General features: G+C 38.6%; 15 protein-coding genes, 3 tRNA genes and 1 rRNA gene. 1 reads left to right on the top strand and 18 read right to left on the bottom strand.

Annotated elements, in window-relative coordinates; translation table 11 throughout:
* Positions 1-22 precede the first annotated feature (22 nt).
* The 15 genes from RSK81_RS00095 to ychF form a co-directional block, all read right to left on the bottom strand.
* A tRNA-Ala gene (locus RSK81_RS00095) sits at positions 23-95 on the bottom strand.
* Between the two features lie 64 nt (positions 96-159).
* Positions 160-1,707 (bottom strand): 16S ribosomal RNA (locus tag RSK81_RS00090).
* 267 nt (positions 1,708-1,974) lie between these two features.
* Positions 1,975-2,460 carry a sigma-70 family RNA polymerase sigma factor gene (locus RSK81_RS00085; protein WP_002927434.1) on the bottom strand — a complete coding sequence of 162 codons (486 nt, stop codon included), beginning with the start codon at positions 2,458-2,460 and terminating at the stop codon, positions 1,975-1,977.
* Between the two features lie 213 nt (positions 2,461-2,673).
* Positions 2,674-2,747: transfer RNA gene (locus RSK81_RS00080), tRNA-Asn, on the bottom strand.
* Between the two features lie 5 nt (positions 2,748-2,752).
* Positions 2,753-2,824: transfer RNA gene (locus tag RSK81_RS00075), tRNA-Glu, on the bottom strand.
* Positions 2,825-2,929: 105 nt separating this feature from the next.
* Positions 2,930-4,909: an ATP-dependent zinc metalloprotease FtsH gene (gene ftsH / locus RSK81_RS00070; RefSeq protein WP_002894312.1), complete on the bottom strand. Its 1,980-nt coding sequence runs from the start codon at positions 4,907-4,909 to the stop codon at positions 2,930-2,932.
* A 17-nt stretch (positions 4,910-4,926) separates the two neighbouring features.
* Positions 4,927-5,469, bottom strand: a complete 543-nt coding sequence (hpt, locus tag RSK81_RS00065; protein WP_032908267.1) for a hypoxanthine phosphoribosyltransferase — start codon at positions 5,467-5,469, stop codon at positions 4,927-4,929.
* Entirely contained in the window at positions 5,429-6,751 is a 1,323-nt protein-coding gene (gene tilS / locus RSK81_RS00060) for a tRNA lysidine(34) synthetase TilS (RefSeq protein WP_315687005.1), read from the bottom strand. The genes hpt and tilS overlap by 41 nt, the downstream gene beginning before the upstream one ends.
* Positions 6,748-8,031 (bottom strand): serine hydrolase, encoded by a 1,284-nt coding sequence (locus RSK81_RS00055; protein WP_002927431.1) that lies wholly within the window; start codon positions 8,029-8,031, stop codon positions 6,748-6,750. Before RSK81_RS00055 ends, tilS begins: the two co-directional genes overlap by 4 nt.
* A complete protein-coding gene (locus RSK81_RS00050; protein ID WP_002916259.1) occupies positions 8,024-8,152 on the bottom strand; it encodes an SP_0009 family protein in 129 nt (42 codons plus the stop codon). The genes RSK81_RS00055 and RSK81_RS00050 overlap by 8 nt, the downstream gene beginning before the upstream one ends.
* 2 nt (positions 8,153-8,154) lie before the next feature.
* Positions 8,155-8,523 (bottom strand): septum formation initiator family protein, encoded by a 369-nt coding sequence (locus tag RSK81_RS00045; protein ID WP_002899511.1) that lies wholly within the window; start codon positions 8,521-8,523, stop codon positions 8,155-8,157.
* Complete coding sequence (locus RSK81_RS00040; protein ID WP_002894302.1) at positions 8,516-8,782, bottom strand: RNA-binding S4 domain-containing protein; 267 nt, start codon at positions 8,780-8,782, stop codon at positions 8,516-8,518. The genes RSK81_RS00045 and RSK81_RS00040 overlap by 8 nt, the downstream gene beginning before the upstream one ends.
* 90 nt (positions 8,783-8,872) lie before the next feature.
* Positions 8,873-12,376 carry a transcription-repair coupling factor gene (gene mfd, locus RSK81_RS00035; protein WP_315687002.1) on the bottom strand — a complete coding sequence of 1,168 codons (3,504 nt, stop codon included), beginning with the start codon at positions 12,374-12,376 and terminating at the stop codon, positions 8,873-8,875.
* Entirely contained in the window at positions 12,369-12,938 is a 570-nt protein-coding gene (pth, locus tag RSK81_RS00030) for an aminoacyl-tRNA hydrolase (RefSeq protein ID WP_002927426.1), read from the bottom strand. Before pth ends, mfd begins: the two co-directional genes overlap by 8 nt.
* Before the next feature lie 73 nt (positions 12,939-13,011).
* Positions 13,012-14,127, bottom strand: coding sequence for a redox-regulated ATPase YchF (ychF, locus tag RSK81_RS00025; protein WP_032907115.1), 1,116 nt, complete (start codon positions 14,125-14,127; stop codon positions 13,012-13,014).
* Between the two features lie 166 nt (positions 14,128-14,293).
* On the opposite strand from ychF, the gene RSK81_RS00020 reads away from it, so the two are divergent.
* Entirely contained in the window at positions 14,294-14,785 is a 492-nt protein-coding gene (locus RSK81_RS00020; RefSeq protein WP_002920034.1) for a DUF1307 domain-containing protein, read from the top strand.
* A 119-nt stretch (positions 14,786-14,904) separates the two neighbouring features.
* On the opposite strand, the gene RSK81_RS00015 is transcribed toward RSK81_RS00020, so the two are convergent.
* From RSK81_RS00015 to dnaA, 3 genes are all read right to left on the bottom strand, one after another.
* Positions 14,905-15,099, bottom strand: a complete 195-nt coding sequence (locus RSK81_RS00015; RefSeq protein WP_002894296.1) for a DUF951 domain-containing protein — start codon at positions 15,097-15,099, stop codon at positions 14,905-14,907.
* A 127-nt stretch (positions 15,100-15,226) separates the two neighbouring features.
* Positions 15,227-16,363, bottom strand: a complete 1,137-nt coding sequence (gene dnaN, locus RSK81_RS00010; protein ID WP_002908362.1) for a DNA polymerase III subunit beta — start codon at positions 16,361-16,363, stop codon at positions 15,227-15,229.
* Between the two features lie 158 nt (positions 16,364-16,521).
* Entirely contained in the window at positions 16,522-17,874 is a 1,353-nt protein-coding gene (gene dnaA, locus RSK81_RS00005) for a chromosomal replication initiator protein DnaA (protein WP_125341458.1), read from the bottom strand.

Raw genomic sequence — 17,874 nt, 5'->3', positions numbered from 1 at the left:
TTTATCTAGTCAAACTAGATAATGGAGCCTAGCGGGATCGAACCGCTGACCTCCTGCGTGCAAAGCAGGCGCTCTCCCAGCTGAGCTAAGGCCCCACATAGCCCTCTCAAAACTAAACAAGACTCAAGTGCATTCCGTATGTCCTTACGGACTCCTTAGAAAGGAGGTGATCCAGCCGCACCTTCCGATACGGCTACCTTGTTACGACTTCACCCCAATCATCTATCCCACCTTAGGCGGCTGGCTCCTTGCGGTTACCTCACCGACTTCGGGTGTTACAAACTCTCGTGGTGTGACGGGCGGTGTGTACAAGGCCCGGGAACGTATTCACCGCGGCGTGCTGATCCGCGATTACTAGCGATTCCGACTTCATGTAGGCGAGTTGCAGCCTACAATCCGAACTGAGACTGGCTTTCAGAGATTAGCTTGCCGTCACCGGCTTGCGACTCGTTGTACCAGCCATTGTAGCACGTGTGTAGCCCAGGTCATAAGGGGCATGATGATTTGACGTCATCCCCACCTTCCTCCGGTTTATTACCGGCAGTCTCGCTAGAGTGCCCAACTCAATGATGGCAACTAACAATAGGGGTTGCGCTCGTTGCGGGACTTAACCCAACATCTCACGACACGAGCTGACGACAACCATGCACCACCTGTCACCTCTGTCCCGAAGGAAAACTCTATCTCTAGAGCGGTCAGAGGGATGTCAAGACCTGGTAAGGTTCTTCGCGTTGCTTCGAATTAAACCACATGCTCCACCGCTTGTGCGGGCCCCCGTCAATTCCTTTGAGTTTCAACCTTGCGGTCGTACTCCCCAGGCGGAGTGCTTAATGCGTTAGCTGCGGCACTAAGCCCCGGAAAGGGCCTAACACCTAGCACTCATCGTTTACGGCGTGGACTACCAGGGTATCTAATCCTGTTTGCTCCCCACGCTTTCGAGCCTCAGCGTCAGTTACAGACCAGAGAGCCGCTTTCGCCACCGGTGTTCCTCCATATATCTACGCATTTCACCGCTACACATGGAATTCCACTCTCCCCTTCTGCACTCAAGTTAAACAGTTTCCAAAGCATACTATGGTTAAGCCACAGCCTTTAACTTCAGACTTATCTAACCGCCTGCGCTCGCTTTACGCCCAATAAATCCGGACAACGCTCGGGACCTACGTATTACCGCGGCTGCTGGCACGTAGTTAGCCGTCCCTTTCTGGTAAGATACCGTCACAGTGTGAACTTTCCACTCTCACACCCGTTCTTCTCTTACAACAGAGCTTTACGATCCGAAAACCTTCTTCACTCACGCGGCGTTGCTCGGTCAGGGTTCCCCCCATTGCCGAAGATTCCCTACTGCTGCCTCCCGTAGGAGTCTGGGCCGTGTCTCAGTCCCAGTGTGGCCGATCACCCTCTCAGGTCGGCTATGTATCGTCGCCTTGGTGAGCCGTTACCTCACCAACTAGCTAATACAACGCAGGTCCATCTGGTAGTGATGCAATTGCATCTTTCAATTAATTATCATGCGATAAGCAATTTCATGCGGTATTAGCTATCGTTTCCAATAGTTATCCCCCGCTACCAGGCAGGTTACCTACGCGTTACTCACCCGTTCGCAACTCATCCAAGAAGAGCAAGCTCCTCTCTTCAGCGTTCTACTTGCATGTATTAGGCACGCCGCCAGCGTTCGTCCTGAGCCAGGATCAAACTCTCATTAAAAAGTTTGAGTTCGCACTCATTACTGTCCACTGACAGATTTATTTTCGTTTTTTTGACAGGTTACATATCTCTATGTCACCCTGCACTTGGTTCGTCTTGTTCAGTTTTCAAAGGGCTTTGTCTTTCGCGACAACTATATTAGTATATCACCCAACCACACCTCCTGTCAATACCTTTTTTGAAATTTTTTTGTTTTTTTATTTAATAAAAAACTTGATGCTCGAACCTGTTCTAGTAAAACAGATATAGAGTCATCAAGTTTGATCATTATAAAATTGTATTATCTTGAAAATCTTTTAAGTGATTTTTCAAATCTTTGAGCATAGCTCTTCTTCCTTTAAAGCGCTCGTTGCTCATCAACCTCTGATAATTATCCAAGCCAACATCATCAAGAGTTCTTTTATAATTACCAATTGCCTCTCTGAAAGCAACTAACTCATCTAGAAACAGTTCTTTTGATTTTAGTCGATGACCAATCTCACTCACTTCTTCATAAGGTTGGCGGTCCAATTTGCGCTTTTGGCTTTCTTGTTTACGAATTTTATCATGTATATGATTTCTGAATTTTGTTTTGAAATAACGATAGAGTTTTTCCTCATCGTTTTCAATTCCTTTTTCTTTAAGCAGAAGTTCGTATAAAACCAACATTCCTTCTTGCTCCCAATCACTATGTTCCCACAAATGAATATAATAGTCTTTCTTACACTTCCAAACTATCCATTTCACCTTCTCATAAGTAGTTCTAAAATCCATAGTTCCTCCTTAAAATTTACTTGACTTAATTCTACTGTAAATAGAAAGCAAGGTGGGCTCTTTCTTCTAAAAAGCATATTTTAGGAGCTCTTCTGACTCGAATAACTATTTTTAAGTCATTTCAAGCACATATTTAGTCATTTGGGAGGATTGCGCGAAGTATAAAAGCAAGAAAAAAATCAAATGCTTACACATTTGATTTTTTAAACCTAGCTCCGCCAGTAGGACTCGAACCTACGACATCATGATTAACAGTCATGCGCTACTACCAACTGAGCTATGGCGGATTATATAGTCCGTACGGGATTCGAACCCGTGTTACCGCCGTGAAAAGGCGGTGTCTTAACCCCTTGACCAACGGACCATTTCTTGTCCTTCTGCAGAACATATTCCATTATATCAGCTTTTCTTCCTTTGTCAATAATTATTTCAGAAAAAGAGAAAAAAGTTGGAATTACTCCAACTTCTTCTACTCAGAACTTTTTTCTTCCATTTTCGTTTTAATTTCATCATAAGAAAGTGCATGAGCTTCTTTGTCTAATTCAAGTTCAGACTCTTCTGGCATTTTGCCAGTTTCATACAATGATTTAATCTGATTGCTATCCAAAGTTTCATATTTAAGAAGCGCTTCAGCAATCAATTTATGAGTTTCGCGATGGGACTGGATAATCTCTGCAGCTTTGTTACGAGCTTCATTAAGAAGTTCTCTGACTTCTTCGTCAATCTCATATGCAGTCTGTTCTGAAATTGATTTTTGAGGACTGGCTGCACCAAACATAGCATGGTTTCCTTCGTATTGAACCGGACCAAGTTTTTCGCTCATTCCATATTCTGTTACCATACTGCGGGCCATCTGAGTTGCCTGTTCAAAGTCATTAGAAGCACCTGTTGTTTGAACATTAAAGATAATCTCTTCAGCCACACGACCACCCATAAGACCAGCTAATTGCTCTTTCATATCTTCTTTAGATAGAAGCATTTGGTCTTCCTTGGGTAGGGCAATCATATATCCGCCAGCGCGCCCACGAGGTACGATGGTTACCTTATGTACGACACGCGCATTTGACAATACCAAACCAACAATAGTATGTCCAGCTTCATGATAAGCAACCATCTGACGATCACGTTCAGACACCATCTTATCTTTCTTAGAAGGTCCTGCGATTACCCGGTCTTCTGCTTCATCAATATCATCTGCATCAATGACTTTCTTGTTACGACGAGCAGCAACCAAAGCAGCTTCATTCAAGACATTTTCCAAATCAGCACCAACAAAACCTGGTGTCTGCTGAGCGACTAATTTCAAATCAACATTTTTAGCCAGCGGCTTATTCTTAGCATGAACACGAAGAATAGCTTCCCGACCTTTAACATCAGGACGGCCGACCAAGACTTTTCTGTCAAAACGGCCAGCACGCAGCAAGGCTGGATCCAATACATCCGAACGGTTAGTAGCCGCAATGATAATGATTCCTTCATTGCCTTCGAAACCATCCATTTCAATCAAGAGCTGATTGAGGGTTTGCTCCCGCTCATCGTTACCACCGCCAAGGCCAACACCACGCTGACGACCGACTGCATCGATTTCATCGATGAAGATAATAGCAGGAGCTGCTTTTTTCGCATCTTCAAACAAAGAACGGACACGGCTTGCTCCGACCCCAACAAACATTTCTACAAAGTCGGAACCTGAGATACTGAAGAAAGGAACTCCAGCTTCCCCAGCAACTGCCTTAGCAAGCAAGGTTTTACCAGTTCCCGGAGGGCCTTCCAGAAGAACACCGGCAGGAATACGAGCACCCAGCTTGGTATAACGTTTCCGATCTTTCAAAAACTCAACAACTTCTACAAGTTCTTGTTTTTCTTCTTCGGCACCAGCTACATCTGAGAAACGAACCTTAATATCTTCTTTATTAGCAGCACGCGCCTTATTACGGCCAAAATTCATGGCGCCGCGAGCACCGCCGCCGCCACCTTGATTCATCATGGACATAAAGAAGAAGATGACAATCACAAAAGGAACGATGGAAGTGAGGATTGTAATCCACATTCCGCTTGAACTTTCGCGCTTTATGCTGATTTCAGTGTTATGCTCAGAGGCTAATTTTTGTAAATCAGAAATTGTAATATCTGACGGTAAAATAATACTTGTGAATTTTTCTACTTTAGAAATGTTTGGAGTAAAAAATAAAATCCCTGTATCTTCTTTTGATTCCTGAGGTGTTTTGTAAGTACCTGAAATCTCTACGACACTACCATTGGGCTGGTAGCTCATCTCTGTGACATTATTTTCCTTAATTTCCTTCACTAATTCTGTGTAATTGATTTGCTGACTGCGACCGCCAGTATCTCCTGAGAAGAAATACTGAAACCCTGTCACTAGGACAACGATAATCAGAATATAGAGAAATGGATTTTTTATAAAACCATTGTTTTGCTTATTTTTCATCTATTAATAGTAAACCTTTATTTTGTATAAACTTCTTCTTTCAAAATACCAATATATGGAATATTACGATAGTTCTCGTTGTAATCTAATCCATATCCAACAACAAATTCATTTGGAATTGTGAAACATGTATAATCTGCATCAATTTCAACAACACGGCCTTCTGGCTTATCCAAAAGTGTAGCAATTTTTACTGATGCAGCATTTCTTTCCTTAAACAAATTGCATAGATTTTTTAAAGTCTGACCAGTATCAATAATATCCTCAACAAATAGGATATCACGTCCTGTGATGTCTTGATCAATGTCCTTAATAACATTAATGACACCTGAGCTGGCAGTACCACCATGGTAGCTGGAGACCAACATAAAATCAAGCTCAATATGTGTATCAATATGCTTGATTAACTCAGCCATAAAAGGTACGGAACCTTTTAAGATTCCAACAAAAATTGGATTCTTACCTTGGTAGTCTTTGGTTAATTGCTGACCAAGCTTTTTTGCAGCATCCACGATTTCATCATGGGAAATCAATATTTTTTTGATATCTTGTTCTAGCATAATTTTCCCCATCTATTTTCTGAATATAAAGTACAGTACTCATTATATCACTTTTTAATGCCTTACTCAAATCACTGATAGCAATATTTAAGATTGCTAAAATTTGATGATTTTGTTCCACGATTACAGATGAATTCCGTTCTTCAAAGGAAGCCTTCTTATCAATAAAAAGACGACGAAGCTTTTTGTGATGACCATTCAGCAAAATACTGTCTCCCTCTTTTCGGAAGCGGAGTGTCAGCGAAGTTTCACGCGAAACAAAAATTTTCTGGATATTTTCACCACTCAAAGGAATCCCGAATGAAAATCGATAATGCCCAAACTCAATCAGATTCTCAAATTCTAACAAAATTGAATCCATTTTTAAATCGGGCTTACGACTGATTTTTCTAATTTCAAAACGCTGGTAATCTTTAACAAGCTCATAGTCTTTTTTCAAAGTGTGCTGATAATTTGCCTTAGTCCGCAGGATGTTTAAAACTTCCTCAAACTGCTGCTTGCTCAGATTCAGACCAGGAAAGTTTTCGAGATAGTTCTGCAATAGAAAACGTTGAATCTGAGGGATTTGTTGATGAAAGACTTGTACATTTTTTATATCTAAATCCCTGGTCAAGTGAGACAAAGCGGTCTGCCAATCTTCAATTTCCTTTCCCAGATACCGCAAAGAATCCTTAAATTGTGGATTTTCTTTTTCTAAATCCGGCAGATAAAGATTGCGAATTCGATTTCTGAGATAGTCATTTTGAAAATTACTGCTATCTTCAAAATGCTGAATATCTGGAAAGTCTGACTTATGAAAAGTAAGCAAAGGACGAATCAGCTCCCCGCAAGCAAAAGACTGGACAGCTTTCATGCCGGACAGATGGCGAAGTCTAGCTCCACGCAGCAGCCGCATAAAAACAGTCTCAGCTTGGTCATCTGCGTGGTGGGCAGTTACTAAAGCAGTATAGTGCTCCTCCTGCATCACTTTCCCAAAAAAATCATAACGAAACTGCCGAGCAGCATTTTCTGAAAAATTACCAGAAAAACTTGATGTAAAAATCTTTACACCAAGCTGTTCCGCAATCTTTACTAATGCCTTTTCTTCTTGTTCTGACTCTGGCCGCTGTTTGTGATTAACATGAGCAATAGCAAGCTCGATATCCAGTTCTTTTTGAGAATCAATCAACAGCTGCAGCAGTGTCATAGAATCCAGTCCACCTGATACAGCAATCAAAACTTTTCGATGGTCTTGGAAATACTTTTTCTCCTGCATTTTTTTAAGAAATTCTTGCTTAATCATTTCAGGACTCCATAGACATCGTCTGCTATCTGGGAAATATTATCGTAGGTTGAATTATTAGTAAAAATGACAATGATAAAAGGAGAATCTGCATAGACAATCGCAGCATCGTGCTTAAAATCATAGGCGTCACCAATTTTATGAGCTACTTTAACATCAACATTTTTAGAAATCCGCTGATTATCATAATTTGTCTGAGACAAGGCATCGATAATCATGCCATTTTGCTCATAGATAGCTTCCAAAACATTTCCAGCCATACGTGAAGATGCTTGTCTTTCTTCCACATCCCATTTCTTTCCAGCTATTTTATTGATCGTCTGCTGAAAATTTTTATCAGATTGATTGGTCGCATAATAGCCCAAAATATTGTGGGCGACATTATCTGATTCTTTGGCCACTCGATTTATCAAATCCTGAACTGAATATTCCTTGTCATCAGCTGACTTAGCAATACTGCCACTTCCTTCTGGTTCGTAAGCACCTGCAAAATCATTGACTGCTCCAATATACTTGAACTTCTGATCTAACGAAAGTTTTTTTTGATCCAGCTGTTCCTGCACATAGTAAAGATAAGGTAGTTTTGTCACACTTGCCGAATACATCTCTTGATCTTGATTAATGCCTGCTTCTTTGCCTGTGTCCAGCTGTTTCACATAGATAGAGTAGTCCGCCTTGTTGTACTTACTGCTCAAAATTTCTTGAACTTTGTCCATTCGATTATCAGTTTCATCCAGAAATTCCATAGAAACCCAGCCCTGTCCTTCAATCTGGGCAAAAGTTCCTTTGACTGTCTGGACAATTTGAATAATGTTTACTTTTGTATATGGAGCTACCGTTGTATTAATTTTTTTAGCTCCGTTGATATTGGCTTTATCATAAAGAGTAAAGCCGGGTTTCAACCACATTTCTTGATGGATATCTTGAATTGACTGGACAGTATCTTCGTAAATTGTGTTTTTGTCCGCTATCACAAACTGCCCATTTTTCAGTTTGAAAATCGGGACTTCTTCTTCATTTACATAAAATCCTGTTATCTGGATTGGCTGGTCTGGAACTAGCTTTCCAGCTGTCTTACTCAGAGTAGAATCTGTAAATGTAGGAGTTTCTTCATAAACATTAGGATTTGTCGGGATGCTATCATAATAGCGTCCATACGCAGTGCTTGTAAAATGATATTTTTCTTCCTCGTCTAACACGAAATCTTTTTCGGTACTAATAACTGTGATACTGCTAAATAAAGCTGGCAGCAAAAATATCAGTAACAAAAGCTTACGCATGTTTTCCCCTTTCCTTTTGATTTTCTTGAAGTTTCAAAGCTTGATTTTTTTCAGACAGTTCTTCTAATTTCTCATCTGAAAAGGCCAAGAACTGCTCAATTGTTTTTAGTAAATCTTCCATAACTACTGCGGCAATAAATCTGGGATAGTATAAATGTACTCACCCTCTTTTGAAAAAGAGTATTTAGCGCGTGCATACTTAGCAGCATAGCTGTCATCTTTTAACTTTGTTGCTATATCAGATTGATAGACCTTTTCTTCGCTGAGCGTTTGATATTTCTCCTGCAGTTTAGAATACTGTTCACGACGCTGCAGCAAGGTTTGATAACTCTGGTACAAATTATAGGTAGGTAAAATAAATAAGAGAATCACCAAAATCAGAACCCAGCCCATAAAACGGTTGCGTTTTCGCCGTTCCTGATCCACATATCTGCGGCGTTGATTTTCATCTTGAATAAAACGATTATTGAGTTGGACGATATTTTTAGGCATCTTCTTCTATCCTTGTTTCACTGACGATTTCGTACATTTTAGCTGCATCTTCTTTTTTGGTACTATCTTTCATCTCCAGAACCTTTACAGTCAAGAGTTTATTACCAAAGCGTACTTCAACCAAGTCATCTACTTTCAAATCTGTTGAGCTCTTAGCCAAGATACCGTTCACTTTTATCCGGCCCTTGTCAGCTACTTCTTTAGCCACTGGACGTCGCTTGATAATCCGTGACACTTTCAAATATTTATCTAATCTCATCCCATTACCTCATTTTCTCTTAATTTATTATTCTACCATTTTTTGAGAAAAATAGAGCTTAAAAAGCCAAACTTCACTGAATTGTAACCTTTATTCTGCCTTGCGCTGTTTAATTTCCAGCATCTTTTCTCCAAAATTAACTAGACCTTCTAAAATCTCATAATCTTTTTTGTTCCTCACATCAAAAATCACTTCAATCAAGCCATTTTTTTCACCAATTCGAGCCTTTAAATTCGTCATCGAAAGTGCTTCAAAATAATCCTGCGTCAGATAAAGCTGCTGCGAAATTTTCTCAAAATGAATACTTACTGCATTCTGCTGGCGTTCCACTGACTTTACAAAAGTCTGATCTAAATAAGACTTAGCAAGTCCAATCTCCAGTAAGTATGCTACAACATCAGGGTATTCCCCAAAGCGGTCAATCAATTCATCCTGTAGATTTTCATAGTTTACACGGCTGTCAATTTCACGAATTCTCTTGTAAATTTCAATCTTCTGTCTTTCATCAGAAATATAGTCACTAGGCAGATAGGCATCAATCTGCAGATTAATCTCTGCATTGCTTTTTTGACGTTTGTTTTCTCTGCCCTGTTTTTTAGCAATAGCTTCTTCTAGAAGCTGTGAGTACATCTCAAAACCAACAGAATCAATAAAGCCAGATTGCATACTTCCTAGAATATTGCCAGCCCCTCGAATAGACAAATCTCGCATAGCAATCTTAAATCCAGAACCTAACTCTGTAAATCCCTTAATAGCCTCTAGACGCTTTTCAGAAACTTCTGTTAAGATCTTATCTGGTCTGTACATCAGATAAGCGTAGGCAATCCGATTGCTGCGGCCAACCCGTCCACGAAGTTGATACAAGGTTGACAACCCCATATGGTCAGCATTTTCTACAAACAAAGTATTGGCATTTGGGATATCAACCCCAGTTTCAATAATGGTTGTAGTCACCAAAATATCGTATTCTCCATTGATGAAATCCAGTAAAGTATTTTCTAAACGAATCTCACTCATTTGACCATGAACATAGCCTATAGAAGCTTCTGGAATTAACTCTCTTAACTCTGAAACTTTCTGTTCAATTGTGTCAACCTTGTTGTAAAGGTAGTAAACCTGTCCACCTCGGTCTATTTCACGTAAGACTGCTTCTCGAATCACTGTAGGATTGCTTTCTAAAACATAGGTCTGAACAGGATAACGATTGGTAGGCGGAGTCTCAATGACTGACAAATCGCGAATCCCCAGCATAGACATATGAAGAGTTCGAGGAATAGGAGTTGCTGTCAAGGTCAGGACATCAACTTTCTTTTTCAATTCCTTTAATGTTTCCTTGTGCTTAACTCCAAAACGCTGCTCCTCATCAATGATGATTAAACCTAAATCCGCAAATTCTACATCTTTGGATAAGAGTCGGTGGGTTCCAATAATAATGTCAACTTGTCCCTTCTGCAGCTTCTCCAGGGTCTGTTTTTGTTCCGCCTTACTCCTGAAACGACTAAGTACCTCAACATTGACCGCAAAATCATTAAAGCGTTCTTTAAAGTTAGTATAGTGCTGCTGGGCTAAAACCGTTGTTGGCACTAATACAGCTACTTGTTTATGATCATTGACAGCCTTAAAAGCAGCCCGCATAGCTACTTCTGTTTTCCCAAAGCCGACATCACCAACTAAGAGTCGGTCCATCGGACGACTGCTTTCCATATCCTTCTTCACTTCCTGAATACTTCTTAGCTGGTCCTCTGTTTCAACATAGGGAAAATCATTATCAAATTCCTCTTGATTAGAATCATCCGCTGAGAAAGCGAAACCTTTTAACTGGCTGCGTTCGGCATAGAGTTTAATCAAATCATCCGCAATATCCTGAACCTGATGCTGAACTTTTTGCTTACTCTTCTGGAAACGACCGTCATTTAGCTTATTTACCTTAGGTGTTTTTCCATCGATAGCAACATACTTTGATAGGAGATCAATCTGATCAACTGGAATCGAAATACGATCAGAATTTTGATATTGAATTGTCAGATAATCACGGTGGACACCAGAGATTTCAATCGTTTCTATTCCTAGATAACGTCCTATCCCATGAATATTATGTACAACATAATCCCCTTTTTCTAGCTCATTATAATCTTTTAGTCGTTCAGCGTTTGAGATATTCTGACGCCGAATTTTTCGTTTTATTTTCTTATGAATAATTTCATACTCTGTAATAAGAACAATTTTCTCATCTACGAAATTAAAGCCCTGGACAAGATTTCCTTCAATAAGCTGAACTGCATTTTTGTGAATCTCAGCTTCTTTTATATAGTCTAAATGAATATCATATTCCTGTAAATTTTTATGTAAACTTTGTAAACCTGACGAAGAATTTGCTTGTAAGATTATTGTATAGTCAGATTTTTTATAGCGATTAATTTCTTCTTTGAGCAAGGGAAATTGACTGAAAAATTCTTGCATTGGATACTGATTGAATTGATACAAAGCATCAAATTTCAGATTTCCCAAACCTTTTTGAAAGCTTGAAAAGAAAGTGGCTGGTTTATATTGACGATAATCTTGGTACTTATCTGCAAAATATTTCTGACTTGATAAAGCTTTACAATTTTGTAAATCATCTGTCAACAAACTAGCTGTTTCCAGTTCAAATTGAGCATGTCGATCCACAATTTTTTGAAAATCATCAAAAAATACAGGACTATGAACAGGCAAGTAGTCTAAAATAGTCCATTCTTTCTGATAAAAATAAGAAAGGAATTTGCGAATATCTGCATGATGGAACTCCTCTTTGGCACTTATTAGTAGCTCTTCTAAGTAAGATTTCAAAGCAGGATCAACAGCTTCTTCTAAAATAGCTTCCAGATTTTCTCGTCCTCGAGCATAATCTTTCTCAGAAAGCAGGATATCAGAAGCAGGTTTAATCAAAATACTTTCTATATTCTCAATTGACGTTTGATTTTCTGGATTGAAAATCCGAATACCATCAATTTCATCTCCAAAAAACTCCAGGCGATAAGGTGCCTCTGCTGAGCGCTCAAAAATGTCTAAGAGGTCTCCTCTTAGACTATATTCTCCCTGACTTAAAACTTGAGACACCTTCTTGTATCCTGATCTTGACAACATCTTTACAAGATTATTTAGGTCATATTCTTGTCCAACTGTCAAATTTATATTGGTATTTTTAAAATCAATAGAATCAGGCAAGAGTAATTTGCTGGCTGCGACATTAGTAACTAGAATTCCAGACTTTTGATGGTCTATTAAAAAGTTTAGAGCATCTAATCTTGAAAAGATTTTTTCCTGTGAAGCAAAAACAAATTCTGCTATAGGAGTATCATCTGCTAAGAAAGTATAGACCTTGTCTTCTCCCAACAAAGAAATCAAATCACTAGCCAAACGATCTGCTTCATTTTGACTAGAAGTCAGCACAAGGATTTTATCAGCTTCTTCTAATCCAGCTGCTATAGTAATTGCTTTTGTTGATGCAGACAATCCCATTATCAACTGTCTGCTGTTTTTATGGAGATTTTTCTTCCAATCTGAAATCTGCTGGTTTTGACAAAATAAGTCAATCAGGTTCATTTTATTATCCATTGTATTTCTGCATAGTTTGTTCAAAATTGCCTGACTGTAAATAATAATTTACAGCATTGTCAACCTTATCAAGAGTATTCAAAATTGTTATATAAGCATCTTTATCAAATTTTCCTAGAACATGGTGGACCACTGTCATGCCTTCTTTTGGACGGCCAATACCTATCTTTATCCGTTTAAACTCTTGACTTCCAATATGTTTGATAATAGATTTAATGCCGTTATGGCCGCCAGCTGAACCCTTGCTGCGCAAACGAATCTTACCAACTTCCATATCCAAATCATCATAGATGACCAATAAATCCTCTATATCTAAACCATAGTATGCCAGTAAAGCTTGAACAGCCTTTCCGCTCTCATTCATAAATGTAGTTGGTTTGACAAAATAAACTTTTTCACCATTCAGAAAAGTAGAAGCAATATCTGCTTGAAAGATTTTATCAGCTGTAAACTTTAAATCAAGATCTTTACAAACCTTGTCAATTAGTATAAACCCAATATTATGTTTCGTTTCAATATATTTTTCTCCTGGATTTCCCAGACCGACTATTAACTTTACCATTTTTCTCCTTTATAAAAGCCAAAAGGGCTGGAAAAAATTTTCCAACCTAGAATTTTTAGACTTTACAAATACTTTACACATTAAATCTAAATTCCATAATATCGCCATCTTGAACGATATATTCTTTTCCTTCTTCGCGCAAACGTCCAGCCTCTTTAACTGCTTTTTCGCTGCCATAGTGCACTAAGTCATCATAAGACATAGTCACTGCTCGAATAAAGCCTTTTTCAAAGTCTGAGTGAATAATACCAGCCGCTTGAGGAGCTTTCATTCCACGCTTAAAGGTCCAAGCACGCACTTCCTTTTCACCAGCTGTAAAGTAGGTTCCAAGTCCCAACAGATGATAAGCTGCTCTAGTCAGTTTATCCACACCTGATTCTGTCAAGCCGATAGCTTCCAGGAATTCTGACTTATCTTCATCATCCAATTCAGAAATCTCTTCCTCTGCACGCGCTGAAATGACAACAACTTCAGCATTTTCTGTAGCTGCAAATTCACGAATCTGCTTCACATAGTCAATATTATCTGGATCAGCCACCTCATCTTCACTGACATTGGCCACATAGAGAACTGGCTTAGTCGTTAAGAGAAAGAGCCCTTTGACGATTTTTTGCTCTTCTTCCGTGAATTCAATTGTGCGAGCTGACAGACCATCTTCCAGGACAGGCTTAATTTTCTGTAAAACATTAAATTCTGCCACTGAATCCTTATCTTTTTGGGTACGAGCCATCTTCTCTACACGCGCATAACGTTTGTTAATACTTTCTAAGTCTGCTAAAATCAATTCTAGATTAATGGTCTCAATATCTGCCATTGGATCTACAAATTCAGACTCACGGCCCTGTTCCCGCATGACATTTTCATCATCAAAGGCACGCACTACATGGACGATAGCATCTACTTCGCGGATATTGGCTAAGAATTTATTCCCTAGTCCTTCTCCTTTTGAAGCACCTTTCACAATTCCAGCAATATCAGTAAATTCGAATGTTGTTGGAACTTTCTTCTGTGGTTTGATGAGTTCTGTTAATTTATCTAAACGAGCATCCGGAACTTCTACCCGCCCGACATTTGGATCAATTGTCGCAAAAGGGTAATTAGCTGCTTCTGCACCTGCTTTTGTAATTGCATTAAATAAAGTTGACTTACCAACATTGGGTAAACCAACGATTCCTGCTGTCAAAGCCATTCTTATCTTCTCCATTCATCTTTTCAATCCAAACCATTATACCATAAATCCTTATCCTAAACAGCGGATTTAAGTTATTTTTTCTAGCTTTCTTTACAAAAATGTAAAATAAATTGAAGAAAAAAATGGTATAATATAGCTAATATTCTTATTAAAGGAGTCCCTAATGAAAAAGAATACTTTCAAAACACTTTTTCTTTCCTTCCTTGCGGTTTCCGCTTTGTTTGTTTTAGCTGCCTGCAGCAGTCCTAAAAAAGCTTATTTCCAGCTGATTGACCAAAATACTAAGCAAGATAGCCGCATCACTGTTGAATATAAAGGTGATGAGCTTCTTATAAACGAAACAAACAACACCTTCTACTATAAACCAGTTGGTTTGACAAAAGACACTGCTAAAGAGCAGACAGAAGCCTATGCTAAATCTATTGAGGGTATCAAAGGATTAACTCATAAAATCGAGTACAAAGATGATTATTTAACTGAAAAACTGACAATTGATTTCAGTAAAGCTGATATTGAAGAACTACAAAGTAAACAGCTTCTTCAAACATCTGGTAATCAAAAAGCTGATTACATCAGCTATAAAGAAACTGCTAAATTACTCGAAAAAGCAGGTTATAAAGAAGTAAAAGACGGTAAATTTGAAGAACTTAAATAAAAGTAAAATGGATAGGACTTAAAAAGTCTTATCCATTTTTGCTTGAAAAATTAAATCTAAATCTGATCTTCAGCAATGCAAATTGGTTTTCCACAATAGCATTTACGATGAGTTTTCGTCTAATCAATTATTTTCTTCATTTTTCTTTCAAAATCGTGACGACTCATCATTACAAGATGTTCACAATTGGTGCAACGAATTTTGATATCTGCACCAACCCTTGTGATTTCCCAGCGATTTGCCTTTTTCCCAGTCGCTTTAATGGTGCAGGCATGCGGCTTTTTCATTTCTACAAAATGACCAATTTCATACATTTTCTTTCTCCTTTCAAGGAACTAGCATAGTCCAGGAAGAAAACTTAAGCATCTATCATACTTTGTAAATGAAAAGAGCTTAGAACCAAGAATTAAAAATCTTTAACTTGGCCCACTGCTTTTCATCTTAATTAGTTCTGACAGGTGTAATTAGCTGAATAAAGTTTTCTGTGTCTTCACTCGGTACCAAGGTGAAAGGACGAACGGATGAGATAAAACTAATCGTTACTTTTTCACTGTCAATGGCCTTCAAAGCATCGATCAGATAAGTTGGATTAAAGCTAATGGTCAAATCTTCGCCAGTTACACTTTCTGTATCAATTTCTTCGTTAACACGGCCGACCTCTGGTGAATTTACATGGGCACTGACAATACCGCCTGCAATCTCCAGTTTAACTGTTCCATTCTGTGTAGCATTAGACAAGAGACGAGCGCGTTCCATAGCTGCACGTAAATCAGAAGTATTAAAAGTAAGGACACTCGTAAATTCAGTTGGAATCAAACGATCTGTATCTGGATAATTTCCTTCTAAGAGGCGGGTGTAGAAGCTGATATTTTCGCTTCTGAAAAGAATTTGATTGTTAGCAAAGAAAACCTCTACCGTTTCAATTTCATCGGTAAAAACAGCTGTAAATTCCCGTAAAGAGCGACTTGGAATGACTACGTCAAAATTATCTCCGTTTTTCTCCAGAGTAATTTTCTTTTGACTCATTCTGTGAGAGTCTGTCGCAACTGTTTTCAAAGAACGGTTATCTGTCAAAACAAAGTGAACACCAGTCAAAATTGGACGGCTTTCCTGAACACTGGCTGCAAAGGCTGTTTCGTTAATGACATCTTTGAGAATTTTTGTTTCAAGAACCAAGGGATTGCTGGCAGAAATTTCCTGGATTCGTGGATATTGGTCAGCGTCTTTTCCTTTCAAGGTAATCTCTGATTTGCCGCTAGTCAAGACGATTTGTTTTTGTTCAATTTCTTTAAAATCCAGAATAATATCTGGCAGACTGGAAACAACATTGATAAAGAAAGTCGCTTCTAATAAAATTGAACCTGTTGAGTTGACAAGCAAGCCTGCATTTTCATTTTGAGTAGAAATAAAGTTTTCAATCGACACTTGACCATTCGAGCCGATTAAGGTGATTCCTTCTTTGGTAACATCGATTTTCACAGTAGAAAGAATAGGAATTGCATTTTTATGACTGATAGCCCTTTTAGTGGTATTTAAAGCTTGTAAGAAGAGATTTTTATTAATAGAAAAATGAATCATGGGATCTCCTTTTTATTTATTTATGATTATAAGATTAATAGTAATAGTAGTTTGTGTGAATTATGTGGAAAAATAGCTTTGTCCTTATTCTAACAAGTTTTGAGACTTGTTCACAAAGTGTGGATAAGTTTTGAAAAAAATCTGTAGTTTTCCACACGCTATTTAATTTTATTCTTGATGCTTTCAATTTCTAAACGCAAATTGTCGTCTGATTCAATCATAGTTTTGATTTTTCCATGGGCATGGATAACAGTCGTATGATCTTTCCCGCCAAACTCACGACCAATTTTAGGCAGACTGTTGTCAGTCAGTTCACGAGTCAGATACATAGCTACCTGTCTAGCTAAAACGATATTTTGTACTCGACGGCTGCCTTTCATCTCTTTGACACTAACACCATAGAATTTCCCAACTTCAGACTGAATCTTATCAATCGGGATAACTGTTACCTGGCTTGAATCTTGTTTGCGTGCTCGAATAGCTTCCGCAGCGATATCAATAGTGATTTCCTTCAGATGACGAACTCTAGCAATGAGACTGATGTCATTCAAAGCACCTTCTAAGTCGCGGACATTGGAGTCGAACTGTCCTGCAAGGTATTCCAAGGTATCATTCGGGAAAATATAATCCAAATCTTCTATTTTGTTTCGCAGAATTGCAATTCGTGTTTCAAAATCTGGCGGTGTAATATTCTGAGTTAATCCCCATTTGAAACGTGTTACCAAGCGTTCTTCCAAATTGTCCAGATGATCAGGGCTGCGGTCGCTGGTTAAAACAATCTGTTTATTTTCACCATGAAGAGCATTGAAAGTGTTGAAAAATTCTTCCTGAGTTGAAACCTTTTTTCCTCCCAAAGATTGAATGTCATCAATCAGCAGAAGATCCAGACTACGATAGATTTTTTTAAAGCTATCCATCTCTCCCAATCTTAAATGTTCGAGGAAGTCGTTAATAAAGGTTTCAGCTGGTATATACTTGACACGCGCATCTGGAATATTTTCTAAAATCTGATTGCCAATAGCATTTAATAAATGAGTTTTGCCTAGGCCAGGTCCTCCATAGATAAAAAGAGGATTATAGGTTGTGGCTAGATTCTCAGATACCGCCAAGGCAGCAGCTTTAGCCCAGATATTTCCATCTCCCTGAACAAAATTGTCAAAGGTATATTTTGACTTTAAGCCAGTATCAATAGGTGGCAAGCTTGGCTGAACAGTGCTGATTTGAGGACTGGTTACTACAGATTTCGAAGTTTCAGTGTTAGTTTCTTCTTCAAAAATATACTTTCCAGCAATCTGATCATTAAAAATTTCAAATCCTGCAGTAAGAATAACTCCTACTAAGTTTTGCTCCCAAAATAGCTGTTTCACTGGACTATCCAGGAAAATAACAGCTTGTTTTTCTTTAACTTTGACAAGCTTAGCCTCAGCAACAAAGAAATCATAAGTTGTCTGTTTTAACTGAGCATGAGCCAATTCTAAAATACGATTCCAAAAGTCCTGTTCTTTGGTCAT

The organism is Streptococcus sp. DTU_2020_1000888_1_SI_GRL_NUU_041A, from assembly GCF_032387735.1.
Taxonomy (GTDB): domain Bacteria; phylum Bacillota; class Bacilli; order Lactobacillales; family Streptococcaceae; genus Streptococcus; species Streptococcus sanguinis.
The sequence above is the reverse complement of the archived record's forward strand: the minus strand, read 5'-3'. Positions and strand labels throughout refer to the sequence as shown.